Genomic DNA, 24,543 nt, shown 5'->3' with positions numbered 1-24,543 from the left:
TTGGGTTTGGGCTATGTTTGAATAATGGCAACATGAATTGGGATGCGGGCGCGGGCGGATATTTAATCCGCCCCTACAATAGCCGTCTGAAAACTTTTCAGACGGCTTACAATGGTTGAAACCGTATTCGGTAATCGGCATGCGTTGGTTGTTTTTTTGAAACCGCGTGCGTGGCTATGCCACACACCCTACACCTGTTTTTAATCGTGTTTGGTTTTCGGTTGAATAGGGGAAATAGCAATGGGTTGGGGGCGGATATGTTTACGGCTGTTTAAGCCAGTTTTGTGCGATTTTGTCGGCTTCGGCCAGCCGCTCTACGGTGCCGACGTCGAGCCATAAGCCGTTGTGCTGTTCGCCGGAAACCAAGCCTTGCTGCATGGCTTGGCGCAATAAGGGGGCGAGTTTGGCGGCTTGGTGCGGTGGGGTGTCGCGGAATAAATCGGGGTGATAAACGCCGGTGCCGCTAAAGGTGAGTGCGCTGCCTGCGGCATTATCGGAAGCAATCAGGCCGTTTTGCTGCAAAATAAAGTCGCCGTTGGGGTTGTGGGCGGGATTGGGCACTAACCAGAGGTGGGCGAGTTTTTGCTGTTGTGCGAGGGCTTGGGCGTAGTGAATGGCCGTCTGAAAGTCGATATCGGTGAGCACGTCGCCGTTTACGACTAAAAACGGTTCGCTGCCGAGCAGGGGCAGGGCGGTGGCGATGCCGCCGGCGGTTTCCAAGCCTTTTTCGCCTTCGGGGGAATAGGTGATGCGTACGCCGTAGGCTGCGCCGGTGCCGAGTGTGTCTTCGATTTGGCTGCCGAGCCATGCGTGGTTGATCACGATGTCTTCAATGCCGGCGGCTTTGAGGCGGCGCAAATGCCAGCCGATAAGCGGTTCGCCGCCTGCTTTGAGCAGGGGTTTGGGGCAGGTGTCGGTGAGGGGGCGCATCCGTTCGCCGCGTCCGGCGGCTAATATCATGGCTTTCATAAGGGTTCCGTATCGGTGTGAACGGGTCGGATTGTATAACAAAGGCCGTCTGAAAATATAGGGCAATGGCTAAAATGTGCTTGTTTGCGCAAATGGGTTGCGGTGCTTTCTCGGTGTTTCAACGGTCATGTATAATGAATGAAATTGATCTGCCATAGAAAGGCTTTGTTATGAAGATGAAATTATTGTCGTTGTTGTTTCCGGTGTTGCTTGGTGCGTGTGTGGTGCCGATTCCCATTCCCCTGCCGTCGAACACGGCGGCAACTGCCCAAGCTTTAGAGGGGGATTGGCAGATTACCGAAGCGGCCGGCCGTCCGGTGAATGTGGCGGATGCGGTGCTGAGTTTTCATCAGGCCGATAAGCGGTTTAGTGCGACAACGGGTTGTAATACTTTGTTTGGCGGCTATACCGACGGTACAAACAATACGCTGCGTTTTGATGAGGCGGCTTCTACGATGATGGCCTGTCCGGATATGGAAACCGAGCAGCGCTTGGCGAATATTTTGCCGCAAGTGCGCGCTTATCGTTTTAACGGGAATAATCTGGAAATGACAGACAGCCGCGGCGCCATCGTGATTCGCGGTGTGCGTAAAGATAAATAGCTGTTTCAGGTGTGTTTTTTCGCGGTTGAGTGGAAATGATGCACACGTTTCAGACGGCCCTGAATAAAGGTTTATCCGAATAAAAAGCCCGACAATATTATTGTCGGGCTTGCTGTTGGTGTGTGTTCGGGCGGTTTTCAGACGGCCTAAAGCCGTCTGAAAAGCTATTTCGTTATGAAATGGGATTAATCGAAAATATCGCGCACTTTGTCGAAGAACGATTTTTGGCGCGGTGTTTGCGAGCGCTCCATGCCGGTGGAGATTTTTTCAAACTCTTCCAGCAATTCTTTTTGGCGGTCGGTGAGGTTCACCGGGGTTTCCACCAATACATGGCAGTATAGGTCGCCCACTGCGCTGGAACGCAGCGATTTAATACCTTTGCCTTTCACGCGCATACGGCGGCCGGTTTGGGTTTCTTTGGGAATGCTCAGTTTGACTTTGCCGTCTAAGGTGGGCACTTCCACTTCGCCGCCTAATGCGGCAGTGGCAAAGCTGATGGGCATTTCGCAATGAAGATCTAAACCGTTGCGCTCGAATGTTTTGTGCTCTTTTACATGCACCACCACATATAAATCACCGGCAGGCGCACCGTGCATACCGGGTTCGCCCTCGCCGCTCAAGCGGATTTGTTGGCCGTCGTCGATACCGGCAGGGATATTGACTTCCACGGTTTTGGTGGTTTTTACGCGGCCTTCGCCATGACATTTCGCACAAGGCTCTTTGATTTCCTTACCGGTACCGTGACAGGTCGGGCAGGTTTGCTGCACTTGGAAAATGGCTTGGCGCACATGAATGGTACCGGTGCCGTGACAGGTGGAACAGGTGGTGGCGGATGTGCCGGGTTTGGCGCCGGAGCCGTGGCAGACATCACATTCTTCGTAGGTAGGAATGGTGATGCGTTTTTTAATGCCTTTGGCCGCTTCTTCCAAAGTGATGCTGACGCGGTATTGCAAATCTGCGCCTTGATAGTTTTGTTGGCGGCCGCCACCTGCGGCACCGCCGAACATCTGGCTGAAAATATCGCTGAAGTCGAAGCCCTGCGCACCATTGAATCCGCCGAAGCCGCCGCCGAAACCACCGCCGCCGAATCCGCCACCCATATTGGGGTCGACGCCTGCATGGCCGTATTGGTCGTATGCGCTGCGTTTTTCTTTGTCGGATAAAATATCGTAGGCTTTTTGGACTTCTTTGAATTTCTCTTCCGCTTCGGCATCGCCTTGATTGCGGTCGGGATGGTATTTCATGGCAAGTTTGCGATAGGCTTTTTTAATTTCGTCATCGCTTGCACTGCGGGCCACGCCCAAGGTTTCGTAAAAATCTTTGCTGCTCATAGTTTATATAGGTAGAAGTATTGTGAAAATTGACATATAAGTTAGGGCGGTTAAGCAAAAACTCAAGAGTAGGGCGGTGTTTTTAGCCGATTATTTTGAACCGTAAACCCGTTTAGGCTGCTTTATCTGCCCGGATTCGGTTGTTTGGCTTTTTTATCGGCCGATAATGTTATCAGGCCGTCTGAAAACCTGTTCAGACGGCCTGAAAGTGTATAGGGCATTATTGATAATAAATTGTGGGAAACTTTTTTATATCAAAGCAGAGCCGCATACACATATACGGAAAAATTCCGTTTTATTTAGCGGCATCTTCGGCTGAGTTTTTCACTGAATCGGCAGCTTCTTTAGCGGCATTGATGGCATCTTTAGTGGCATCTTTGGCGGCATCCATTTTTTCTTTGGCTGCGTCCATTTTCTCTTTAGCCGAATCCATTGCATTGGCGGCAGCTTCTTTGCCTGCTTCGGTGGTTGCAGCGGCCGCGTCTTTCAATTTGTCGCCCGCATCTTTGGCAGCGTCTACTGCATCTTTGGCGGCATCTTTAGTTGCATCAACAGCATCTTTAGCAGCGTCTTTGGTTGCGTCTACGGCATCGGTTGCCATGGTTTTGCCTGCTTCAAGAGCTGAAGCACCGGCTTCTTTGGCATCTGCACCGGCATCTTTAGCGGCATCAACTGCATCATCCATTGCTGAAGCTGCATCGTCTTTCATTTCTGCGGCATCAGTTTGTACATCGGAAGCAATGGCGCTTGCAGCTTCTTGGGTTTCTTGCTGTGCTTCTTGCGAACAAGCTGCCAATGCAGCTGCGGCCATAACGGCAACCAGAAATTTTTTCATTTTGAATAATCCTTAATTATTTGATTTTTTTAAAAATTGCCGTCATGAATTTTGTCGGCATAGTGAAATAGTATCATAATCAGACAATACGTTAAACAAAAGGTGCTATTTTTTAACAAAAATTCTTTAAAACTAAAAAATATAAAATATATTGACAGTTCAAAATCGAGCGCATACAATGCGCAGCTTAGTCGGGTCGTTAGCTCAGCTGGTAGAGCAGCGGACTTTTAATCCGTTGGTCGAAGGTTCGAATCCTTCACGACCCACCAAATTTAAAAAGCCTAAACCATGTGTTTAGGCTTTTTTCATGGCTGTATTTCAAACGTATAATAAGCTGGTGGCTTTTATTCTATTTAAATTGAATTTTATGCCGAACTTTTTAGGTGGCATTCTAGTCTCTTATCATAATTTTAAAACATAATTTACTATTAATTGGCAAAAATCGGCCGAATAACGATTAAGTTCGGTACAATAGCCCGCGCATTTCTAAATATTTATTGATTTATGGATCCTACCCACCCTACTGATAACCGTCATATCACTATTGCCTTATGTGCCGGAGAAGCTTCCGGCGATTTACTTGGCGCCCATTTAATGGATGCGCTCAGGCAACGCTGCCCGAATGCCCGTTTTGTCGGCATTGGCGGGCCGCGTATGCTGGCTAAAGGTTTTGAAAGCCTGTACGACCAAGAAAAATTGGCGGTGCGCGGTTTTGCGGAAGTGGTGAAGCGGCTGCCGGAAATTTTAAAAATCCGCAGAGGGTTGGTGAAACGCCTGAAGAAAATCCGCCCCGATGTGTTTGTCGGCATTGATGCGCCCGATTTTAATTTGGGTGTGGCGGAAAAGTTGAAAAAAGCCGGTATTCCGACTTTGCATTATGTCAGCCCTTCGGTGTGGGCATGGCGGCGCGAGCGGGTAGATACGATTGTGCATCAGGTTAACCGGGTGTTGTGTTTGTTTCCGATGGAGCCGCCGCTTTATCAAGAGGCCGGTGGGAAAGCGGATTTTGTCGGACATCCTTTAGCGCAAACGATGCCCATAGATGCAGACCGGCAAGCCGCCCGCAAACAGATGAAAATCGAACAGTGGGAAACAGTGTTTTGCCTGATGCCGGGCAGCCGTGTCAGCGAAATCGACTATATGGCGCCGCTGTTTTTCCGCACTGCTAAGTTGTTGCTGCAAAGATATCCGAGCGCACGCTTCTTATTGCCTGTAGCTACGGTGGCGACCCGATACGAGATAGTCAAAATTCTGAATCAGGGCGAATTCAGGGCACTGCCTATTCAATTAATGTCGGCGCATGCCGATTTGGCGTGTACGGCGGCGGATGTGGTGTTGGTAACCAGCGGCACGGCAACTTTGGAAGTGGCTTTATGCAAGCGGCCGATGGTAATCAGTTATCGGATTTCGCCGCTCACTTATGCTTATGTGAAGCGCAAAGTAAAAGTGCCGCATGTGGGGCTGCCCAATATTTTATTAAACAAAGGTGCCGTGCCCGAATTATTGCAACATGATGCCCGGCCGGAAAAATTGGCGGCGGCAGTGGCGGAATGGTATGAATCGCCGCGTGATGTGGCGGCATTGCAGCAGGATTTCCACCAATTGCATCTGATATTGAAAAAAGATACTTCGGCATTGGCGGCAGAAGCGGTATTGGCAGAATCGGGCATGGCAGCACCGGCTTAAACATGAGAGCCTGATATTTTAATCGAGTAGTTTATGAGTTATATGAAGCTATTGTGTTTTGCCTTAAGCGTGGTTGTTTCGTTTATTCTTTTTGTGAAAAGAAAGAAGGTTGGTAAAAAAGTATTGTTTACCGCCATTCTTTTATATGTTGTCAGTACGGCTTTTTTATTCGTTCTAAAGAAGATGCATATTGCGGTAAATCCGACTTGGGTGTTACCGATATACGATACTTTTATCTGTTATTTTCTCTATATTATCGTGATTGTTTTTACCAGTTCTATGGTAAACAAGCAATTAGATTTTCAAATAAAACAGGGGAATGAATCAAAGCCTTTTATTGCGAAATTATTAAAATATAGAGAGCACATTAAAACCGCTTATTGTTTATTGTTTTATTTTGGTTCAATTTTAATGCTATATGGCGTATGGTTTGAAATGTAATGAAAACGAACTTCTCAACATTTAAAATATAAATAGGCCGTCTGAAACATATTCAGACGGCCTATTTATATTTTATTCGGGGTTGCTTAAGAACAAAAAATGCGTGAAAACATAGTTGCCCGATATAAAAACTGCTTGACACAAAATAGGCTTATTCAAAAAAATACGAAAGGTTGACGGTGTGATTGCTGTGGTTTGTTCGTTTTTAAGTATGAGGCCGTCTGAACAATATTGAAGTAATAAGGAGAAAGAATGGAACGCACTTTGTTTAGAAAAAGTACGGTATTGCTGGCGACTTTGGCCGCTTTCGGTTTGGCTGCTTGTGGGGGCGGCGGTGATGCACCGGCAAACTCCAACACCCAAGCGGCGCAAAGCAGCGAGCCGGCGGAACAGCAGGAAGTGGTGATTGGCAATGGGGCGGAACCGGAATCGCTGGATCCGCAAAAAGTATCCGGCGTGCCCGAAGCCAATATTCTGCGCCAAATGCTGGTCGGCTTAACCACGACCGACAACGACGGCAACACCGTTGCCGGTATGGCTGAAAAGTGGGAAAGTGCCGATAACAAAGTATGGACGTTTCATTTGCGCGATGCCCAATGGTCGAACGGCGATCCGGTAACCGCCGATGATTTTGTATACAGTATGCGCCGCTTGGTTGATCCGGCGACGGCTTCGCCTTATGCCAGCTATCTGGCGGATGCGAAAGTGGCCAATGCCGATGCCGTTATCGAAGGCAAAGCCCAGCCGGAAACGTTGGGTGTGAAAGCGCTCGACTCGAAAACATTGGAAATCACGCTCACCGAGCCGGTGCCTTATTTCCCCGATATGCTGATTCACACTTCGGTAAAACCCGTGCATGCCAAAACGGTTGAGCAGTTCGGCAATAAATGGACAGCGCCTGAAAATATAGTTGTTAACGGCCCGTATAAACTCAAAGATTGGGTGGTGAACAGCCGCATTGTGTTGGAACGCAACCCGAATTATTTCGATGATGCTGCTACTTCTGTTAACCAGATTACCCTGTTGCCGATTTCTTCACCGCCGACCGATGTAAGCCGTTTCCAAGCCGGTGAATCTGACTTTACCTATAACGATATTCCGTCCGAACAGTTTCAAAGCCTGAAGCGGGATATGGGCGATCAGATGAAAGTGTCACCTTATTTGTGCACTTATTACTATGAATTCAACCACACCAAACCGCCGTTTGATAATGCGAAAGTCCGCAAAGCCCTGCAATTGGCGTTAGACCGCGAAACTTTGGCGGGAAAAGTGGTTGGCCGAGGCGAAACCGCCGCCTACCAATTCACTCCGCCGTCTACGCAGGGCATGCCGACCTTTACCCCCGAATGGCAGCAGCAGGATAAAGCGCAGCGGATTGCAACGGCAAAACAATTGCTGAATGAAGCCGGATATGATGAAGCCCATCCGCTCACGTTTGAGTTGCTCTACAACACCAATGAAAACCACAAGAAAAACGCCGTCGCCGCAGCCGCATTGTGGAAAGAGGCTTTGGGTTTTGTGAATGTGAATCTGGTGAATCAGGAATGGAAAACCTATCTGGATACGCGCCGCGACCAGCGTTTCCAAATGGCGCGCGGCGGCTGGTGTGCCGACTATAACGAAGGTTCGGCATTCTTAAATATTTTCAAATCCGACAACAGCAGCAACTACGGTAAATACAGCAGCCCCGAGTTTGACAGCTTGATGACGAAAACATTGGCTAATGATGTCAGCCCCGAAACGCGCGGCGAATTGTATCGTCAGGCCGAAGCGGTGTTGGATAAGGATGCCGCCACGATTTTTGTTTATCATTATGTTAACGGCCGCTTGGTGAAACCGCATGTAGACGGTTATTCCTTGAAAGACCCGCTGGACAACTGGCAGGTGAAAAACTGGAAAATCCTGAAGCATTAATATCAGGCCGTCTGAAAACGGTGGGGCGTAAAGCCAAACGCCCTACTGTTGAATTGCTAAATAGGCCGTCTGAAAACCATGATAAGTTAATGGTTGTTTGAAAATCGTTTAAACACACAAACCGAAACCCGAACCGCCTTTTTCAACACAAACGCCAAGATAAGCGTGCCGCCGGACACACGGCAAAATAGGGCGATGTAAAGGTTTTTTCACTGCCGAAGGTTGTTATGTTCCGATTTATTATCCGCCGCATACTGGAAGCCATTCCCACGCTGCTGGTATTGATTACGGTGTCTTTTTTTATGATGCGGCTGGCTCCGGGCAGCCCGTTTACCGGCGAGCGCAACCTGCCGCCGGCGGTATTGGCCAATATCGAAGCCAAATATCACCTCAACGATCCCATCTGGCTGCAATATGCCGACTATCTCAAGCAATTGGCGCACGGCGATTTCGGCCCTTCTTTCAAATATAAAGACTATACCGTGAACGAACTGCTGTCGCAGGCGTTTCCCGTGTCGCTCGAAATCGGTTTTTATGCGTTTGTGATTGCGTTTGTGGTGGGGGTGTCGCTCGGGGTGTTGGCGGCGTTAAAGCAGAATTCATGGCTGGATTACATCACCATGGGCGTGGCCATGACAGGGGTGGTGATTCCCAGCTTTGTGAAAGCGCCGTTGCTGGTGTTGGTGTTTGGGGTGTGGCTGAAATGGCTGCCGGCCGGCGGTTGGAACGGCGGCGCGTTGCCCAATCTGGTGTTGCCGGTGGCGGCGTTGGCCTTTGCCTATATTTCCAGCATCGCACGGATTACGCGCGGTTCGATGATTGAAGTGATGAATAGCCCGTTTATCCGCACCGCCCGCGCCAAAGGTTTGTCTACCCGCTATATTGTGTGGAAACACGCTTTGCGCCCGGCCATGCTGCCGGTGATTTCCTATCTCGGCCCTGCTTTTGTGGGCATTATTACCGGCTCGATTGTGATTGAAACCATTTTCGGCCTGCCCGGTATCGGCCAGCTTTTTGTAAACGGCGCCCTCAACCGCGATTACGGCATGGTGTTGAGCCTAACCATTTTGGTGGGCGTGCTCACCATTATCTTTAATATGGTGGTCGATATTCTTTATGCGGTTATCGACCCGAAAATCCGGTATTAATAATGAATCAGGCCGTCTGAAAAGTGTTCAGACGGCCTCTGCCGTATATAAAAAAATAATATTGTTTAAAGGCACAACCATGATGTTCAAAAAAAAGCAGGCCGCCGCATTGGCTGCCGCACTCGACAACGCCGCGCCCGATATTAAAGGCCGCAGCTTGTGGCAGGATGCGTGGCGGCGTTTCCGCCGCAACCGCGCCGCTTTGGCCAGCGGCCTGATTCTGCTGTTTATCTGTTTGTTTGTCATTATCGTGCCGCTGTTGGCACCGTTTGCCTACGACTATACCGACTGGGGCTCGATGCAGTCGCCGCCTTCGTTTGAAAACCGACATTATTTCGGCACCGATTCGCTCGGGCGCGATTTGCTCACCCGTGTGGCTATCGGCGGGCGCATTTCGCTGATGGTCGGCATTGCCGGCGCGTGGGTGGCGGTGGTGATTGGCGTAGTTTACGGCGCGGTGTCGGGTTTTTTCGGCGGCAAAACCGATATGCTGATGATGCGCTTTTTGGAAATTCTCAATGCTTTTCCGTTTATGTTTTTTGTGATTTTGCTGGTAACGTTTTTCGGTCGTAACCTTGCGTTTATTTTTGTGGCTATCGGCATGGTGTCGTGGTTGGATGTGGCACGGATTGTGCGCGGGCAGACTTTAAGCCTGAAGCGTAAAGAATTTATCGAAGCGGCGCATGTGGGCGGGGTGTCGGATATCCGCATTGTGTTCCGCCATATTGTGCCGAATGTGTTGGGGGTGGTGGTTGTGTATGCTTCGCTGCTGGTGCCGGGCATGATTCTGTTTGAATCGTTTCTCAGCTTTTTGGGCTTGGGCGTGCAAGAGCCGATGACCAGCTGGGGCGCATTATTACAAGACGGCGCCAATACCATGCAGATTGCGCCGTGGCAGTTGTTGGTGCCGGCGGTGTTTTTGGTGATTACCCTGTTTTGCTTCAACTTTATCGGCGACGGCCTGCGCGATGCGCTCGATCCGAAAGACCGCTAAACCTTTCTATATTATGTTTTCAGACGGCCTTTTGGCTTTTTAAAAGATAAGGCCGTCTGAACAGGAAAACCGAATGAACACACCATTATTACAAGTCGAAAATCTGGAAGTGCGGTTTCAAACCGAAGACGGATTGGTGACCGCCGTCAATAAATTAAACTTCGATTTATACGAAGGCGAAACCTTGGGGATTGTCGGCGAATCCGGCTCGGGCAAGTCGCAAACCGCTTTTGCCATGATGGGGCTGTTGGCCAAAAACGGTAAGGCGGAAGGGATTGTGCGGTTTAACGGCGACAATATTCTCGGCCTGACCGAAAAAGCCTTGAACGCCATCCGTGCCCGCCAAATCGCCATGATTTTCCAAGACCCGATGACTTCGCTCAATCCTTATATGCGGGTGGGCGACCAGCTCGCCGAAGTGCTGCGCCTGCATAAAGGCATGGGCAAGGCAGAAGCGTGGGCGGAATCGGTGCGTATGCTCGAAGCCGTGAAAATCCCCGAAGCGCAAAAGCGCATCAAAATGTATCCGCACGAATTTTCCGGCGGTATGCGCCAGCGGGTGATGATTGCCATGGCCTTGTTGTGCCGCCCGAAACTGTTAATCGCCGACGAACCGACCACGGCACTGGATGTTACCGTACAGGCGCAAATTATGACCCTGCTCGAAGAATTAAAACGCGATTTCGGTACCACGATTATTATGATTACCCACGATTTGGGCGTGGTGGCCGGTATTTGCGACCAAGTGCTGGTGATGTATGCCGGCCGTACGATGGAATACGGCGGTGTCGATGATATTTTCTACCGTCCGTCCCATCCCTATACCATCGGCCTACTCGGTGCCGTGCCGCGTTTGGACGGCCATGCCGATATTCTGCCGACCATACCCGGCAATCCGCCCAACCTTTCGCACCTGCCTGCGGGTTGCCCGTTTCAAGAGCGTTGCGCTTATGTGGCAGACATTTGCCGCCATGAAGAGCCGATATTGGAAAATTGGGCGGGGCAGCGCAAACGCGCCTGTCATAGGCCGTCTGAAACTTTGGAAGGAGTAAGCGCATGAGCGAAACCTTGTTATCGGTACGCGATTTAAAAGTAAGCTTCGATGTTAAACCCGATAATGCTTGGTTTTGGCAAAAACCGGCGGCGTTAAAAGCGGTGGACGGCGTATCGTTTGATTTAAAAGCCGGCGAAACGCTCGGTATTGTCGGTGAATCCGGCTGCGGCAAATCCACGCTTGCCCGTGCCGTTATCGGCTTGGTGAAAGCCAAAAGCGGCAGTATTTTATGGGAAAACGAAGAGTTAACCACGCTTTCGGCCAAGGCTTTGCGCGAAAAACGGCGTGAAATCCAAATGATATTCCAAGATCCGCTGGCGTCGCTCAATCCGCGTATGACCATCGGCGAAATCATTGCCGAGCCGCTGAAAACGTTTCACCCGCAATACGGCAAAGCCGAAACCGAGCGGCTGGTTAAGGAAATGATGATAAAAGTCGGCCTGCTGCCCGATTTGATTAACCGTTATCCGCACGAGTTTTCAGGCGGCCAGTGCCAGCGTATCGGTATTGCCCGCGCGCTGATACTGAAGCCGAAGCTGATTATTTGCGACGAACCCGTATCGGCATTGGATGTATCGATACAGGCGCAAGTGGTTAATCTGCTTAAAGAAGTGCAACAAGAAATGGGGCTGACGCTGATTTTTATCGCCCACGATTTATCGGTGGTGAAACACATTTCCGATCGGGTGTTGGTGATGTATTTGGGCAATGCCGTTGAGTTGGGTACCGATAGCGAAGTTTACGGACAGCCCGCCCATCCCTATACCCGCGCGTTAATGTCGGCCGTACCGCTGCCCGACCCTGAAGCAGAGCGCAATAAGGTAATACAGCTTTTGCCCGGCGACCTGCCCAGTCCGATAAATCCGCCCAGCGGTTGCGTTTTCCGCACCCGCTGCCCGCAGGCCGACGGCGATTGTGCGCAAAGCAAGCCGCAATGGTTGGGGCAGGGCTCCCACTTTACCGCTTGTTTGAAAAACAAAGCGGCATAATAAACGGCGGCCGACAGGCCGTCTGAAAACGCATTTTTAATCACAAACTTTCAATACAGGCGGTAATCCGCAACCGCGGCCTATTCCGCCTGCCATCCCATCCATTTATACATAGGCGGAATCTATCCGCCTGTTTTTATATTCGGATACAACCGCTACCCCTCAATCCGCATCGGAATTCAACGGTGCAGGCCGTCTGAAACCGTTTAAACGCTATTTATAGTGCACTTAAAAAAAAACGATTGATTGGAAGATAAATAATCGGAAGCGATGACTGTATGTAACCGTAGTGTATTTTAAAAGCTGTTTGGCTATGTGTTTATTACGATACGGGTTGATCAATTTCAGATAAAGAGAACTTTGCGAAAATCCATGTCGGATTCTCGAATCCGACATGGGTACATCATCACCATGCTTAAATATTCCCATCATGCCAACCGTTTTGTCGGATACCAGTATCCGACCTATGCGTGTTGATTCCGGGTGATGCATATCAGAGTAGGTTAAGATTATTGTTAATTTATTTAAATTTTATGTAATAGGCCGTCTGAATATTTTCAGACGGCCTATTACATGAATTTCGGCATATATATTTCAAATATTTTATGTGGCTAAATTTATCTATTTGATTTTTAAATATTATTCATAATTTTTATGGTTCCTATCAAAATATTAATTATAAAAATTATTATTTAAAATAAAATAAGGCATATAAATTGCATGGTATAGCATAGATGTTTTTTTAATTAGTGTTAAAAATAGTTTTAAAAATATAATGATATATTCATAAATATATGATTTTCTTAACAATTATGATTAGTGTAATTGTGTTTACTATATTTTTTAAAATTATTTCAATGAGACGTATTTTGCTTACAAGTGACAATAATTGTCAGTTTTGTCATGTAGCAGATAATCACTTTTTGAATAAATAGGGAAAGCATAGCAATCTTTAATCACAGAGAGAAGAATCATGAATAAAAGTTATCGCAGTATTTGGAATGAATCATTAGGTGCATGGGTGGCGGTTTCCGAAATTGAAAATGCCAAAGGGAAGCCGGCCGGTAGCCGGGAAGAAGGTGCTGCCCGTAGAGGGAGTGGTATAGGGCTGAAAGCAACTTTGCGTATGCTTCCGTTTATGTTATTGGCTATTGGCAGCCAAGCTTTTGCGGGCAATACGAATGTTTATTTTAATGATAATGATGATAACTCATGTGTATATATTAATGAAAATGGCAACAGTGGCAATATTGCTGGTAAAAATAGTGCTGCGAATTGCTCCCCCGCTAATAAGGCAAACCAAACAAACCAGGCATTGTTTTATAACCAAGACGGCAAAGTCGGCATGACCATGAGCGGCCCACTGCATGTTACCAATGGCGAACTTGGTTTGGGTGGTGCGGCCAATAATAACGGCAAATTTGTTATTGGCTCGGAAGCTACTTTGGGCGAAAAAGCAAATAACGGTGTGGCTTCAATAGCCATTGGTGCCAGTAATGTGGCCACCAAGGCATCAGGTGATGATAGCCTGGCGATTGGTAATGCGGCGGAAGGCACCGCTGAACAAGCGATTGCAATTGGCCGCCGTGCGATTGCAAGTGCTGAAAATGCAATTGCTGCCGGTGTTGAATCCAATGCAAAGGGAACAAACAGTATCGCCATCGGTAATGTTTCACGAGCAGGTGTTAATAAAGCGGGGCAGGTGCAAACAGGCCTAAACGATGTTGCCATCGGTAATGGAAGCGTGGCTTATGGCGGTAGTACGGTTGCTTTAGGTAATGATGCCAACACAGGCGGCCTAAGTGCAATCGCTATTGGTGATGGGGCTGCAGCAAGAGGAGAGCGTGCTATAGGGGTGGGAAATGGTGCCCGTGCTACAGGTGAATATGCAATGGCTTTTGGTGTTGCTTCAGAATCAACAGCATCGCGTACGATTGCCCAAGGTTCGACCGCACGAGCAACTAGGGATTACGCCGTTGCTATAGGTAATGCTGCTGCAGCCACTAATGTTAAAACCATTGCTGTTGGTGCAGATGCCAGTGCAGCAGGGGCAAATGCATCTGCCTTTGGTGCAGGTGCTAATGCGACTCATGCGGAAGCATTGGCAGTAGGTTTTCAAGCCCATGCCGGAGGGTATAGGGCTACTGCTATTGGCCGTAGAGCAAGAACCGGAACTGTTGGTGATGCAACGGCTTTAGGTGATGAAGCAAATGCAGAAGGAGGTAAATCAACCGCATTGGGATCTTATGCTTATGCGAAAGGTAATCAAAGTGTAGCGGTCGGTAGCGGAAATCAAGCCGGAACAGGTGCCAATGCCAGAGGCGACCAATCAATCGCCATTGGTGGTAACGTTGATGCCAATGGTAATTCAAGTATTGCTATCGGTGGTGATGATTTGGATAAGATTGCTACTGAGAATGCAGAAGCCACTCAAAAATTAAATGATTTAACGGGTGTGGAAATTCAATCTGGGGAATATTCCAATACTGAAGCCCGTGGAGATGCTGCGGTTGCGGTGGGTGTGAGAACATTGGCCACAGGGCATTTATCGACAGCATTTGGTACATTTTCAGAATCAAAAGGTATTGCATCAGTTGCCTTAGGTGTCGGTGCTAAAGCATTAAAAGACGGCTCGGTTGCTTTGGGTGCGGGTTCGAAAACAGAAGAAGATGCCGTATATATACAAGATGCCACCGTTCAAAGCTTGGATGAGGATGGCACAGTAGTTGGTACGGTTTCCTATAAAGGATTTGCCGGAGGAAGCGAAAACTTGAGTACTGGCGATCAGGTTTCGGTTGGCTCTGTAGGCTTTGAGCGTCAAATCAAACATGTGGCACCCGGCAATATTAGTAAAGATTCCACCGATGCCATCAATGGATCGCAATTGGCGATTGTTATCGGAAGAACACAGGCACAAATACAAAAAGCACAAGATCAGCTGAAAGGTTATGTCCATGTAAACGAAGGCAATGCGCATGGTACGCAAGCCGATGGTGATGCAACCACAAACTTAGGTAACAACCGCGATAAAGCAGGCGCCACCGGCCTTTATGCGGTAGCTGCCGGTGTAAACGCTCAGGCGGCAGGCGATGCTTCTTTGGCGGCAGGCTCCGATGCGAAAGCGATGTCCGGTTCGGCAGTTGCCTTGGGTGACCGTGCCCAAGCTTTGGATAATCAGGCGATTGCTATCGGTCAGCAAGCGACAGCCAATTCGGATTGGGATATTTCCATAGGTCGCCGTGCTGGTTTGAATGTGGTGAACGTTGCATCGGAGGGGCGCAATATTGCTATTGGTGACGGTGCATTGCGGGAGGCGGATGCACCGAATAATAATATCGTTATGGGTACGGATGCCGCAGCAGAATCCAAAGGTACCTTTAATGTGGTGATTGGTACCTATGCCAATAGTCCTACCGGTTTAAGCGGTGTTCCCGCTGATGTGAAGCTAACGGATAGAACAAAAGTATCGGCAAACAATGCCGTTGCCTTGGGTAGTCGCGCCATTGCTTATCAAGATTCGTCAGTCAGTATCGGTAGCCGTACACTATCCCTCGGCCGTATTTCGAATGCAATCGGTGCCAGTTCGGAGGCTAGCGGTAATTATTCGATTGCGCAAGGTTATGCGGCAAAGGCAACGGGTACTTCTTCGATTGCGATTGGTGCGGCACAAAATGTCAATAATAAAACTCAAGCTACTGCTCATTATGCCGTGGCTATCGGTTCGGTAGATACTCAGGCTTCAGGTCTGTCGTCACTCGCTTTAGGGCATGGTGCGCAGGCAAGCGCTAGTAATGCTATTGCCGAAGGTAAATCCTCCAGAGCCAGTATGGAAAGTAATATTGCCATCGGTAATGGTGCCCAAGCCACAACGAAAACAGGTGCGCTGGCCATTGGTAAAAATAGTGCGGCATCTGGTGGCGATAGTGTTGCATTGGGAACAGACAGTAGTTCCACTCATACCGGTACGGTTGCCGTCGGTAAAAATGCCTCTGCCTCATTGGAAGATGGTGCGGCAATCGGTTCTATGAGTAGAACCGAAGTCAATAAAGGCGTTATCGGTGCAGATCCTCTTTCGGCTGCTGTGGATAAATCCGGCAATGAATGGACTGCTACCACTGCCGCCGTAGCGGTGGGCGATGTAGCAGGTGGGATTACCCGTCAGATTACCGCTGTGGCAGCAGGTACTAACGATACCGATGCTGTCAATGTAGCTCAATTAAAAACAGTTGCAAATCATACTAAAAATTTAGGTGACAGCTTGGTTGACAAGCTAGGTGGCAATGCCGTTATTAATGATCAAGGCCAAGGCACCATCACTATGTCTAATATCGGAGGAACCGGTGAAGACAGTATTGATGCCGCTATTAAATCGGTACGCGAATCTTCCGCTGCAGGTTGGAATTTGTCTGCCCAAGGTGAGAATGAAAGCAATGTGGCACCGAAAGGCAAAGTCGATTTAAGCAACACAGACAATAATATAGATATCAGCAAACCGGCAGATTCCAATAATGTTACTTTCAATCTGGCTAAAAACATCACTGTAGATCAAGTGAATGCCGGAACAGGAGACAATGCTGTCGTTATCGGTAATGACGGCGTACAAGTAGGTGGCGCTACTTATATCAATAAAGACGGATTGAATGCCAATGATAAAGCCGTCAGCAATGTAGCGGCTGGTACGCAAGATGAAGATGCGGTAAATGTCAGCCAATTGAAAGAAGCGGTTAAAGCATTAGGCGGTGAAGCGGCTGTTAATGCAGACGGTTCGGTTAAAGCGCCCGTATATAACATCGTTAAAAACGATGGCAATACGGAGCAAGTTGGTAATGTGGGTGACGCACTGACATTATTGAATAACGAAGTTAAAAATCCGTTGAGTTTTGTCGGTGACAACGATACCGAAACGGTTACCCGCAAGCTGGGCGAGCAATTAGCCGTTAAAGGCGGTGCTGATCAAAATAATTTGAGTGAAGGCAATATTGGTGTCGTCGGCAGCGCCGCTGATAACAGTCTAACCGTTAAATTGGCTAAAAACATTAATTTAGGCGATACAGGCAGTGTGCAAACCGGTGAAACTAAAGTCGATAACAACGGTGTCACCATTACCCCTGCCGACGGCTCTGCACCGGTAAGTCTGACTTCAGACGGCCTTAATAACGGTGACAATGTAATTTCCGGTGTAGCGGAAGGTGTTAGCGATACTGACGCCGTCAATAAAGCCCAATTGGATAAAGCGGCGGCGAAAGCGGCCAATAAAGTTGCGGCTGGTAAAAACATTGCAGTGGAAGAGGCGACTAATCAGGATGGCAGCACCACTTATACCGTTAAAACGAAAGACGAAGTCGAGTTTAACCGGGTAGCGGTGGGCGATACCGTTATTAATAAAGACAGCGGCGATATTGTCGGTCTGAAAAACACTGCATTGGGTAAACCGGAATTTGCCAACGCGGGCAGAGCGGCGACCGAAGAGCAGTTGAACGCGGCTCAGGATAATCTGAAAACCGTTTTAGGCGGCAATGCGGAAAACACCAACGGTAACATTACCATGAGCAATATCGGTGATACCGGCGCGGACAATATCAACGACGCGATTAAATCGGTACGCGAAACTGCCAATGCCGGTTGGAACCTGACTGCACAAGGTAAAAACAGCAGTAATGTGGCGCCGAACGATACGGTTGATTTGAAGAATACCGATGGCAATATCGTAATCAGTAAAACAGATCAATCCAACGATGTCACTTTCGAGTTGGCTGATGATATCACCGTAAACCAAGTGACTGCCGGAACGGGAGACAGTGCGGTTGTTATCGGTAATGACGGTGTACAGGTAGGCGGCAACACCTATATTGATAAAGACGGATTGAATGCGAACGACAAGGTTGTCAAAAATGTAGCGGTTGGTAAAGACGATACCGATGCGGTAAACGTATCCCAGCTGAAGCCGTTGGCCAAAGCATTGGGTACGCAAATCGATCCGACAACCGGAACGGTTACAGATCCTTCCTTTGTAGTGACCAAAGCAGACGGCAGCAAATATGACGGTACCCCGACCATTCAAGGCGCATTGGATAATATCGGCACTGAGATTCAGAAACCGATTACCTTTGCCGGCGACGGTGGCGACGCCGATAAATTCGAGCGTACTCTGGGCAGCCAAGTGAATCTGAAAGGCGGCGCCGACAAGACCAAGTTGAGCGACAACAATATCGGTGTGATTTCAGACGGCCAAGATACTTTGGATATCAAACTGTCGAAAGAATTGACGAATCTGACCAGTGCCGATTTTGTCGATGCAGCGGGTAACAGCAGTAAGGTGAGCGGCGACGGCATCACCATTACCCCTGCTAACGGCAAACCGGTAAGCCTGACTTCCAACGGTCTGGATAATGGCGGCAACGTGATTTCCGGCGTAGCGGAAGGTAAAAAAGGTACCGATGCGGTTAATAAAGACCAATTGGATGCAGCAGCGGCGAAAGCGGCCAATAAAGTTGCGGCTGGTAAAAACATTGCAGTGGAAGAGGCGACCAATCAGGATGGCAGCACCACTTATACCGTTAAGACGAAAGACGAAGTCGAGTTTAACCGCGTAGCGGTGGGCGATACCGTTATCAATAAAGACAGCGGCGATATTGTCGGTCTGAAAAACACTGCATTGGGTAAACCGGAATTTGCCAACGCGGGCAGAGCGGCGACCGAAGAGCAGTTGAATGCGGCTCAAGATAATCTGAAAACCGTTTTAGGCGGCAATGCGGAAAACACCAACGGTAACATTACCATGAGCAATATCGGCGATACCGGCGCGGACAATATCAACGACGCGATTAAATCGGTACGCGAAACCGCCAATGCCGGTTGGAACCTGACCGCACAAGGCAAAAACAGCAGTAATGTGGCGCCGAACGATACGGTTGATTTGAATAATCAAGACGGCAATATCGTTATCAGCAAAGAAGCGGACAGCGATAATGTTACCTTCGATTTGGCCAAAGAGATTGATGTGGACAGTCTGACCGCAGGCGATACGACGGTTAATAATGACGGCGTTAAAGTGGGCGATAACACCGCACTGACTTCAGACGGCCTCACGGTTAAAGATGATGCAGCCGGTAAAACCGTTAAGCTGACGGCTAACGGATTGGATAACGGCAATAATGCCATTACCAATGTAGCGGTTGGTAAAGCCGATACCGATGCGGTGAACGTATCCCAGCTGAAGCCGTTGGCCAAAGCATTGGGTACGCAAATCGATCCGACAACCGGAACGGTTACAGATCCTTCCTTTGTGGTGACCAAAGCGGACGGCAGCAAATATGACGGTACCCCGACCATTCAAGGCGCATTGGATAATATCGGTGCTGAGATTCAGAAACCGATTACCTTTGCCGGTGACGGTGGCGACGCCGATAAATTCGAGCGTACTCTGGGCAGCCAAGTGAATCTGAAAGGCGGCGCCGACAAGACCAAGTTGAGCGACAACAATATCGGTGTGATTTCAGACGGCAACGATACTTTGGATATCAAACTGTCGAAAGAATTGACGAATCTGACCAGTGCCGATTTTGTCGATGCAGCGGGTAACAGCAGTAAGGTGAGCGGCGACGGCATCACCATTACCCCTGCTAACGGCAAACCGGTAAGCCTGACTTCCAACGGTCTGGACAATGGCGGCAACGTGATTTCCGGCGTAGCGGAAGGTGTCAACGATACTGATGCAGTCAATAAAGCCCAATTGGATAAAGCGGCAGCGAAAGCGGCCAATAAAGTTGCGGCCGGTAAAAACATTGCAGTGGAAGAGGCGACCAATCAGGATGGCAGCACCACTTATACCGTTAAGACGAAAGACGAAGTCGAGTTTAACCGCGTAGCGGTGGGCGATACCGTTATCGATAAAGACAGCGGCGATATTGTCGGTCTGAAAAACACTGGCTTAGGCGGCGATACCTTTGCTAAAAACAAACGTGCGGCGACCGAAGAGCAATTGAATACGGCTCAGGATAATCTGAAAACCGTTTTAGGCGGCAATGCGGAAAACACCAACGGTAACATTACCATGAGCAATATCGGTGATACCGGCGCGGACAATATCAACGACGCGATTAAATCGGTACGCGAAACCGCCAATACCGGTTGGAACCTGACCGCACAAGGCAAAAACAGCAGTAATGTGGCGCCGAACGATACGGTTGATTTGAATAATCAAGACGGCAATATCGTTATCAGCAAAGAAGCGGACAGCGATAATGTTACCTTCGATTTGGCCAAAGAGATTGATGTGGACAGTCTGACCGCAGGCGATACGACGGTTAATAATGACGGCGTTAAAGTGGGCGATAACACCGCACTGACTTCAGACGGCCTCACGGTTAAAGATGATGCAGCCGGTAAAACCGTTAAGCTGACGGCTAATGGATTGGATAACGGCAATAATGCCATTACCAACGTAGCGTCCGGTAAAAACAATACCGATGCCGTTAACGTATCCCAATTGAAACCTATGGTTCAGGCTTTGGGTATGAACGTTGATCCTAACAATGGAACAGTAAGTGCACCTTCATTTGTGGTATCGAAAGTTGATGGTACATCTTACGATGGTGTGAATACTGTTCAGGCAGCGTTGAACCATATCGGTACTGAAGTTAGACGACCGATTCATTTCACCGGCAATATCGGCAACGTTTCGCGTAAAGGCGATGAAACATTGAATATTCAAGGTGGCTTAAGCGATAGTGCGGCTGCTTCCGATAAAAATATCCGTACCAAAATAGATGGCGAAACCATGTCTATCGAATTGGCGGAAGCCCCGCGCTTCGGTAATGTCACGATTAACGATAACGGTAAGATTAGCGGCTTGGAAGCGGCAACTGTTGCAGCAGGCAGTAAAGAAGCTGTTAATGGCAGCCAACTCTATAAACAAGGTAAAGGCGTAGAAAGTATTATCGGTGGTCAAACGGCTTATAACCCTGATAACGGTACTTATACCAATGCCGATATTGGCGGCACCGGTGAAGACAATGTCAATGACGCTATTGCTGCGGTGAGAGATTCTGCTACGGCCGGCTGGAATCTGACGGCACAAGGTCAGAATGAAAGCAATGTGGCACCTAACGACACGGTTGATTTAAATAATGCCGACGGCAATATTGTCATCACCAAAAAAGCGGACAGCGATGATGTTACCTTTGATTTGGCTAAAGCCGTTAAAGTGGACAGTCTGACTGCAGGCGATACGACGGTTAATAATGACGGCGTTAAAGTCGGCGACAATACCGCACTGACTTCAGACGGCCTCACCATCAAAGATGCTGCAAGCGGCCAAACCGTCAGTCTGACGGATAAGGGCTTGAATAACGGTGGTAAGGTGATTTCAGGTGTGGCCAACGGCTTGGTTGAAAAAGGTAGCCAAGAAGCAGTAAACGGCGACCAGCTGTTTGCTGTAGATCAGAAAGCTGCGGCTAATACCGACGCCTTAAACCGTGGTTTGGATTTTGCCGGTAATAGCGGTAACTTCAACCGTAAATTGGGTGAACGGGTAACCGTTAAAGGCGGCTTGGATAATACGGCGGCAGCTTCCGATGACAATATCCGCACGGTTGCCGACAGCACTGGCAATATTCAAGTGTTGCTGGCAGATGCGCCAACCTTTAAAGGCAAGCTGACCGCGCAAGGATTAGATGCAGGCGGCCAGAAAATTACCGGCGTGAAAGATGGTGAAGATGCCGGCGATGCCGTGAATATTGCCCAATTACAACGTGCTTTGGAAAATCAAGCTATTACGCAGCAATTGTTGGTACATGCTAATTCACCATTCTCTTATGTGAACTCGAAAGGCGAATTGCTTGCCCGCCAAGTGGATAACCAAGGTAACGAACACTTTGTTAAGGTAGAAGACGGTTCCGAATATACCGAAAAAGACATTACTATTTCTGCCTTGAATCCGGTTGATCCGCAAACTGCGGTACCTACCGTAGTGGGTAATATTGCCGATGGTAAGAATGCCAACGATGCCGTTAATGTGAGCCAGCTGAAAAATGTTGTGAAATCGTTGGGCGGTGGTGCCGAAGTTAACCCGGACGGTAGTATTAAAGATCCGGTATATAACATCACCAAAAACAACGGTGGCAATGAAACCGTTAACAATATCGGCGATGCATTAGGCTTATTGAATGATGAAATCAATAAACCGTTAGTCTTTGTCGGCGATAATAACGACGTTAAGGTAGAGCGTAAACTGGATACCGAATTGGCGGTTAAAGGTGGTGCAACCGGTACGTTAACCGACAACAATATCGGTGTTGCCGGTAATGCAGATGACAACAGCCTTGAAGTGAAGCTGGCTGAGAATATCAACTTGGGCAGCAACGGTAGCGTAACCACAGGTCAAACCGTATTGAATAACGACGGTGTGAAAGTGGGCGATAACGTGGCATTGACTTCAGACGGCCTGAAAGCAGGTGATGTGAATATCACTTATGCAGGTATTGATGCAGGCAATAAGAAAATCACCGGTGTGAAAGCGGGTGAGAATGCGACTGATGCGGTTAATAAAGCCCAGCTTGATGCTGTTCAAGCTGCAGCCAGCAATAAAGTGACCGTAGGCAAAAACCTGACTGCCAAAGAAGTTAAAAATGCCGACGGCAGCTTAACTTATAACGTGGCAACGGCCGATGATGTGGCATTTGATAGTGTTACGGCCGGACAGGGTGATAACCAAGTATTGCTGGATAACAAAGGCGTTAATGTGGGTGGTAATACCTATCTGTCTGATAAAGGTGTGAATGCCAACAATAAAAAAGTCGTGAATGTTGCTAAAGGTGATATTGCCGAAGACAGCACCGATGCTGTTAATGGTAGCCAGTTGTATCAAACTGCGGATTCTGTTACCAAACTGTTAGGCGGTAACGCGAAACTTTCACCGGATGGTAGCGTGAATATGACCGATATCGGCGGTACGGGTGCAAACAATATCAATGATGCCATTCAGTCGTTGAACCGTACGGTTGCCGGAACGAAAGAAACCGTATCCGCAGGTGACAATATCGTTGTGGAAAAAACCGTGAAAGCCGGTGGTGCTACTGATTATGTGGTTTCTACGGCCAAAGACTTGAATGTTGATAGTGTGACAGCGGGTAATACCGTAGTGAACGACAACGGATTGTCCATTGCTAATGGTCCGAGTGTTACGGTAAACGGTTTGGATGCAGGAGATAAAAAAGTTACCAATGTGGCAAATGGTGAAATTTCGGCAACCAGCAAAGATGCTGTAAACGGTAGCCAACTGTATCAGGCATATCAGGTATTAGGTGGTAGCAACACTTCTATCAATACCAAAGATGCGCCTGCCGGTAACGGGCCAAACGGTACGACACCTGCAGGTACGGTGACCACAGTGGTAACCAATCCTGACGGTTCCCAAACCACGACAACGGAAACCAACCAAAAAGTAGCCGTTTCCACAGATAAAGGTGGTAATGAATACACGCTGACCACATATAACGTAGAAGGACAAAATACATACGTTACCAATGATGTGATTCAAGCTATCGGTAAGATGAACGAACAGGGTATTAAGTTCTTCCATACCAACGACGGTGAAGTGAAGCCTGTTGTACAGGGTAACAATCAGGAAGATTCAAGTGCTTCGGGTGCTTATGCGACAGCCATTGGTTATCAAACCTCAGCAAGCGGTAAAGGATCGTTGGCTTTGGGTAATACCTATACTGTTGTGGATCAGAATGGCAATGTTGTACAAGACAGTAACGGTCAGGCTCAGACACAACGTACCCAAGCTATCGGTGTGAATGCGGTTGCTATCGGTAGCGGTGCCCAAGCCAATGAAACCAATACCATTGCCATCGGTACAGGCAATATCGTAAACGGTAAAAACTCAGGCGCTATCGGTGACCCGTCGATTATCAATGGAGAAAATACTTACTCTGTTGGTAACAACAATAAGGTAAACAGCAGCAATACTTTTGTGTTGGGTAATAACGTGACGCAAACGATGGATAACTCGGTGGTATTGGGAGATCAATCGGCTGCAACTGAGATTCATACGACGGCTAAAGGCGGTAACTACACTTATGCAGGTGTCAATGATGCCAATGTTGCCGGTGTGCAAGATGTTAAAGGCGTTGTGAGTGTAGGATCCGAAGGCCAAACCCGTCAGGTACAGAATGTTGCCGCCGGTGTCGTATCGCAAAATTCAACCGATGCGATTAACGGTAGTCAGTTGTACCACACCAATGCTGCGATTAATGCCGTAGGTAATCATGTTGTGAATATGGGTAACCAGCTGAACCAGAAAATCGAGGATGTGGAAACACGAGCTAATGCGGGTACGGCATCTGCTATGGCCGTTGCAGGCTTGCCGCAAGCTTACTTACCCGGTAAGAGCATGATGGCGATTTCAGGTAGTAGCTATCGCGGCCAAAGTGCTTATGCCGTTGGTTATTCCAGCATTTCCGATAATGGAAACTGGGTCATTAAAGGTACGGCAACCGGTAATTCACGTGGTCACTATGGTGCGACTGCCGGTGTAGGTTATCAGTGGTAATTTAACTTTCAGACGGCCTGAAAT

General features: G+C 48.4%; 12 protein-coding genes and 1 tRNA gene. 10 read left to right on the top strand and 3 right to left on the bottom strand.

Annotation, left to right across the window (positions count from 1 at the left end; genetic code table 11):
• Positions 1–261 precede the first annotated feature (261 nt).
• A complete protein-coding gene (gene murU, locus NXS09_RS10545) occupies positions 262–969 on the bottom strand; it encodes an N-acetylmuramate alpha-1-phosphate uridylyltransferase MurU (RefSeq protein WP_259292474.1) in 708 nt (235 codons plus the stop codon).
• 170 nt (positions 970–1,139) lie between these two features.
• Between murU and NXS09_RS10540 the strand changes: the two genes are divergently transcribed.
• Positions 1,140–1,571: an META domain-containing protein gene (locus NXS09_RS10540; protein ID WP_259292473.1), complete on the top strand. Its 432-nt coding sequence runs from the start codon at positions 1,140–1,142 to the stop codon at positions 1,569–1,571.
• Between the two features lie 185 nt (positions 1,572–1,756).
• On the opposite strand, the gene dnaJ is transcribed toward NXS09_RS10540, so the two are convergent.
• Together dnaJ and NXS09_RS10835 are read right to left on the bottom strand one after the other, a co-directional pair.
• Positions 1,757–2,902, bottom strand: coding sequence for a molecular chaperone DnaJ (gene dnaJ, locus NXS09_RS10535; RefSeq protein ID WP_259292472.1), 1,146 nt, complete (start codon positions 2,900–2,902; stop codon positions 1,757–1,759).
• A 295-nt stretch (positions 2,903–3,197) separates the two neighbouring features.
• The gene (locus NXS09_RS10835) at positions 3,198–3,737 is read right to left on the bottom strand and encodes a hypothetical protein (protein WP_353617959.1); all 540 of its coding nucleotides are present in this window, start codon (positions 3,735–3,737) and stop codon (positions 3,198–3,200) included.
• Positions 3,738–3,930: 193 nt separating this feature from the next.
• Here NXS09_RS10835 and NXS09_RS10525 point away from each other — a divergent pair.
• The 9 genes from NXS09_RS10525 (at position 3,931) to NXS09_RS10485 (ending at position 24,519) form a co-directional block, all read left to right on the top strand.
• Positions 3,931–4,006 (top strand) — tRNA-Lys (locus NXS09_RS10525).
• Positions 4,007–4,241: 235 nt separating this feature from the next.
• Complete coding sequence (gene lpxB, locus NXS09_RS10520; RefSeq protein WP_259292471.1) at positions 4,242–5,423, top strand: lipid-A-disaccharide synthase; 1,182 nt, start codon at positions 4,242–4,244, stop codon at positions 5,421–5,423.
• Positions 5,424–5,456: 33 nt separating this feature from the next.
• Positions 5,457–5,864 carry a hypothetical protein gene (locus NXS09_RS10515; RefSeq protein WP_259292470.1) on the top strand — a complete coding sequence of 136 codons (408 nt, stop codon included), beginning with the start codon at positions 5,457–5,459 and terminating at the stop codon, positions 5,862–5,864.
• A gap of 252 nt (positions 5,865–6,116) precedes the next feature.
• Positions 6,117–7,778, top strand: coding sequence for an ABC transporter substrate-binding protein (locus NXS09_RS10510; RefSeq protein ID WP_259292469.1), 1,662 nt, complete (start codon positions 6,117–6,119; stop codon positions 7,776–7,778).
• 227 nt (positions 7,779–8,005) lie between these two features.
• Positions 8,006–8,926, top strand: a complete 921-nt coding sequence (oppB, locus tag NXS09_RS10505; protein WP_259292468.1) for an oligopeptide ABC transporter permease OppB — start codon at positions 8,006–8,008, stop codon at positions 8,924–8,926.
• Between the two features lie 79 nt (positions 8,927–9,005).
• The gene (oppC, locus tag NXS09_RS10500; RefSeq protein WP_259292467.1) at positions 9,006–9,920 is read left to right on the top strand and encodes an oligopeptide ABC transporter permease OppC; all 915 of its coding nucleotides are present in this window, start codon (positions 9,006–9,008) and stop codon (positions 9,918–9,920) included.
• Positions 9,921–9,993: 73 nt separating this feature from the next.
• On the top strand, positions 9,994–10,980 hold the full coding sequence (oppD, locus tag NXS09_RS10495; RefSeq protein WP_259292466.1) for an oligopeptide ABC transporter ATP-binding protein OppD: 987 nt from the start codon (positions 9,994–9,996) through the stop codon (positions 10,978–10,980).
• Positions 10,977–11,963 carry a murein tripeptide/oligopeptide ABC transporter ATP binding protein OppF gene (gene oppF / locus NXS09_RS10490; RefSeq protein ID WP_259292465.1) on the top strand — a complete coding sequence of 329 codons (987 nt, stop codon included), beginning with the start codon at positions 10,977–10,979 and terminating at the stop codon, positions 11,961–11,963. Before oppD ends, oppF begins: the two co-directional genes overlap by 4 nt.
• Before the next feature lie 973 nt (positions 11,964–12,936).
• Positions 12,937–24,519 (top strand): YadA-like family protein, encoded by an 11,583-nt coding sequence (locus NXS09_RS10485; protein ID WP_259292464.1) that lies wholly within the window; start codon positions 12,937–12,939, stop codon positions 24,517–24,519.
• Positions 24,520–24,543: the final 24 nt, after the last annotated feature.

It is taken from the genome of Neisseria montereyensis (assembly GCF_024834045.1).
Taxonomy (GTDB): Bacteria; Pseudomonadota; Gammaproteobacteria; order Burkholderiales; family Neisseriaceae; genus Neisseria; species Neisseria montereyensis.
This window is presented reverse-complemented; position numbering and strand designations above follow the sequence as displayed.

Coding starts and splice junctions, on each gene's coding strand:
- murU (WP_259292474.1), bottom strand. CDS start 969: ATGAAAGCCATGATATTAGCCGCCGGACGCGGCGAACGGATGCGCCCC.
- NXS09_RS10540 (WP_259292473.1), top strand. CDS start 1,140: ATGAAGATGAAATTATTGTCGTTGTTGTTTCCGGTGTTGCTTGGTGCG.
- dnaJ (WP_259292472.1), bottom strand. CDS start 2,902: ATGAGCAGCAAAGATTTTTACGAAACCTTGGGCGTGGCCCGCAGTGCA.
- NXS09_RS10835 (WP_353617959.1), bottom strand. CDS start 3,737: ATGAAAAAATTTCTGGTTGCCGTTATGGCCGCAGCTGCATTGGCAGCT.
- lpxB (WP_259292471.1), top strand. CDS start 4,242: ATGGATCCTACCCACCCTACTGATAACCGTCATATCACTATTGCCTTA.
- NXS09_RS10515 (WP_259292470.1), top strand. CDS start 5,457: ATGAGTTATATGAAGCTATTGTGTTTTGCCTTAAGCGTGGTTGTTTCG.
- NXS09_RS10510 (WP_259292469.1), top strand. CDS start 6,117: ATGGAACGCACTTTGTTTAGAAAAAGTACGGTATTGCTGGCGACTTTG.
- oppB (WP_259292468.1), top strand. CDS start 8,006: ATGTTCCGATTTATTATCCGCCGCATACTGGAAGCCATTCCCACGCTG.
- oppC (WP_259292467.1), top strand. CDS start 9,006: ATGATGTTCAAAAAAAAGCAGGCCGCCGCATTGGCTGCCGCACTCGAC.
- oppD (WP_259292466.1), top strand. CDS start 9,994: ATGAACACACCATTATTACAAGTCGAAAATCTGGAAGTGCGGTTTCAA.
- oppF (WP_259292465.1), top strand. CDS start 10,977: ATGAGCGAAACCTTGTTATCGGTACGCGATTTAAAAGTAAGCTTCGAT.
- NXS09_RS10485 (WP_259292464.1), top strand. CDS start 12,937: ATGAATAAAAGTTATCGCAGTATTTGGAATGAATCATTAGGTGCATGG.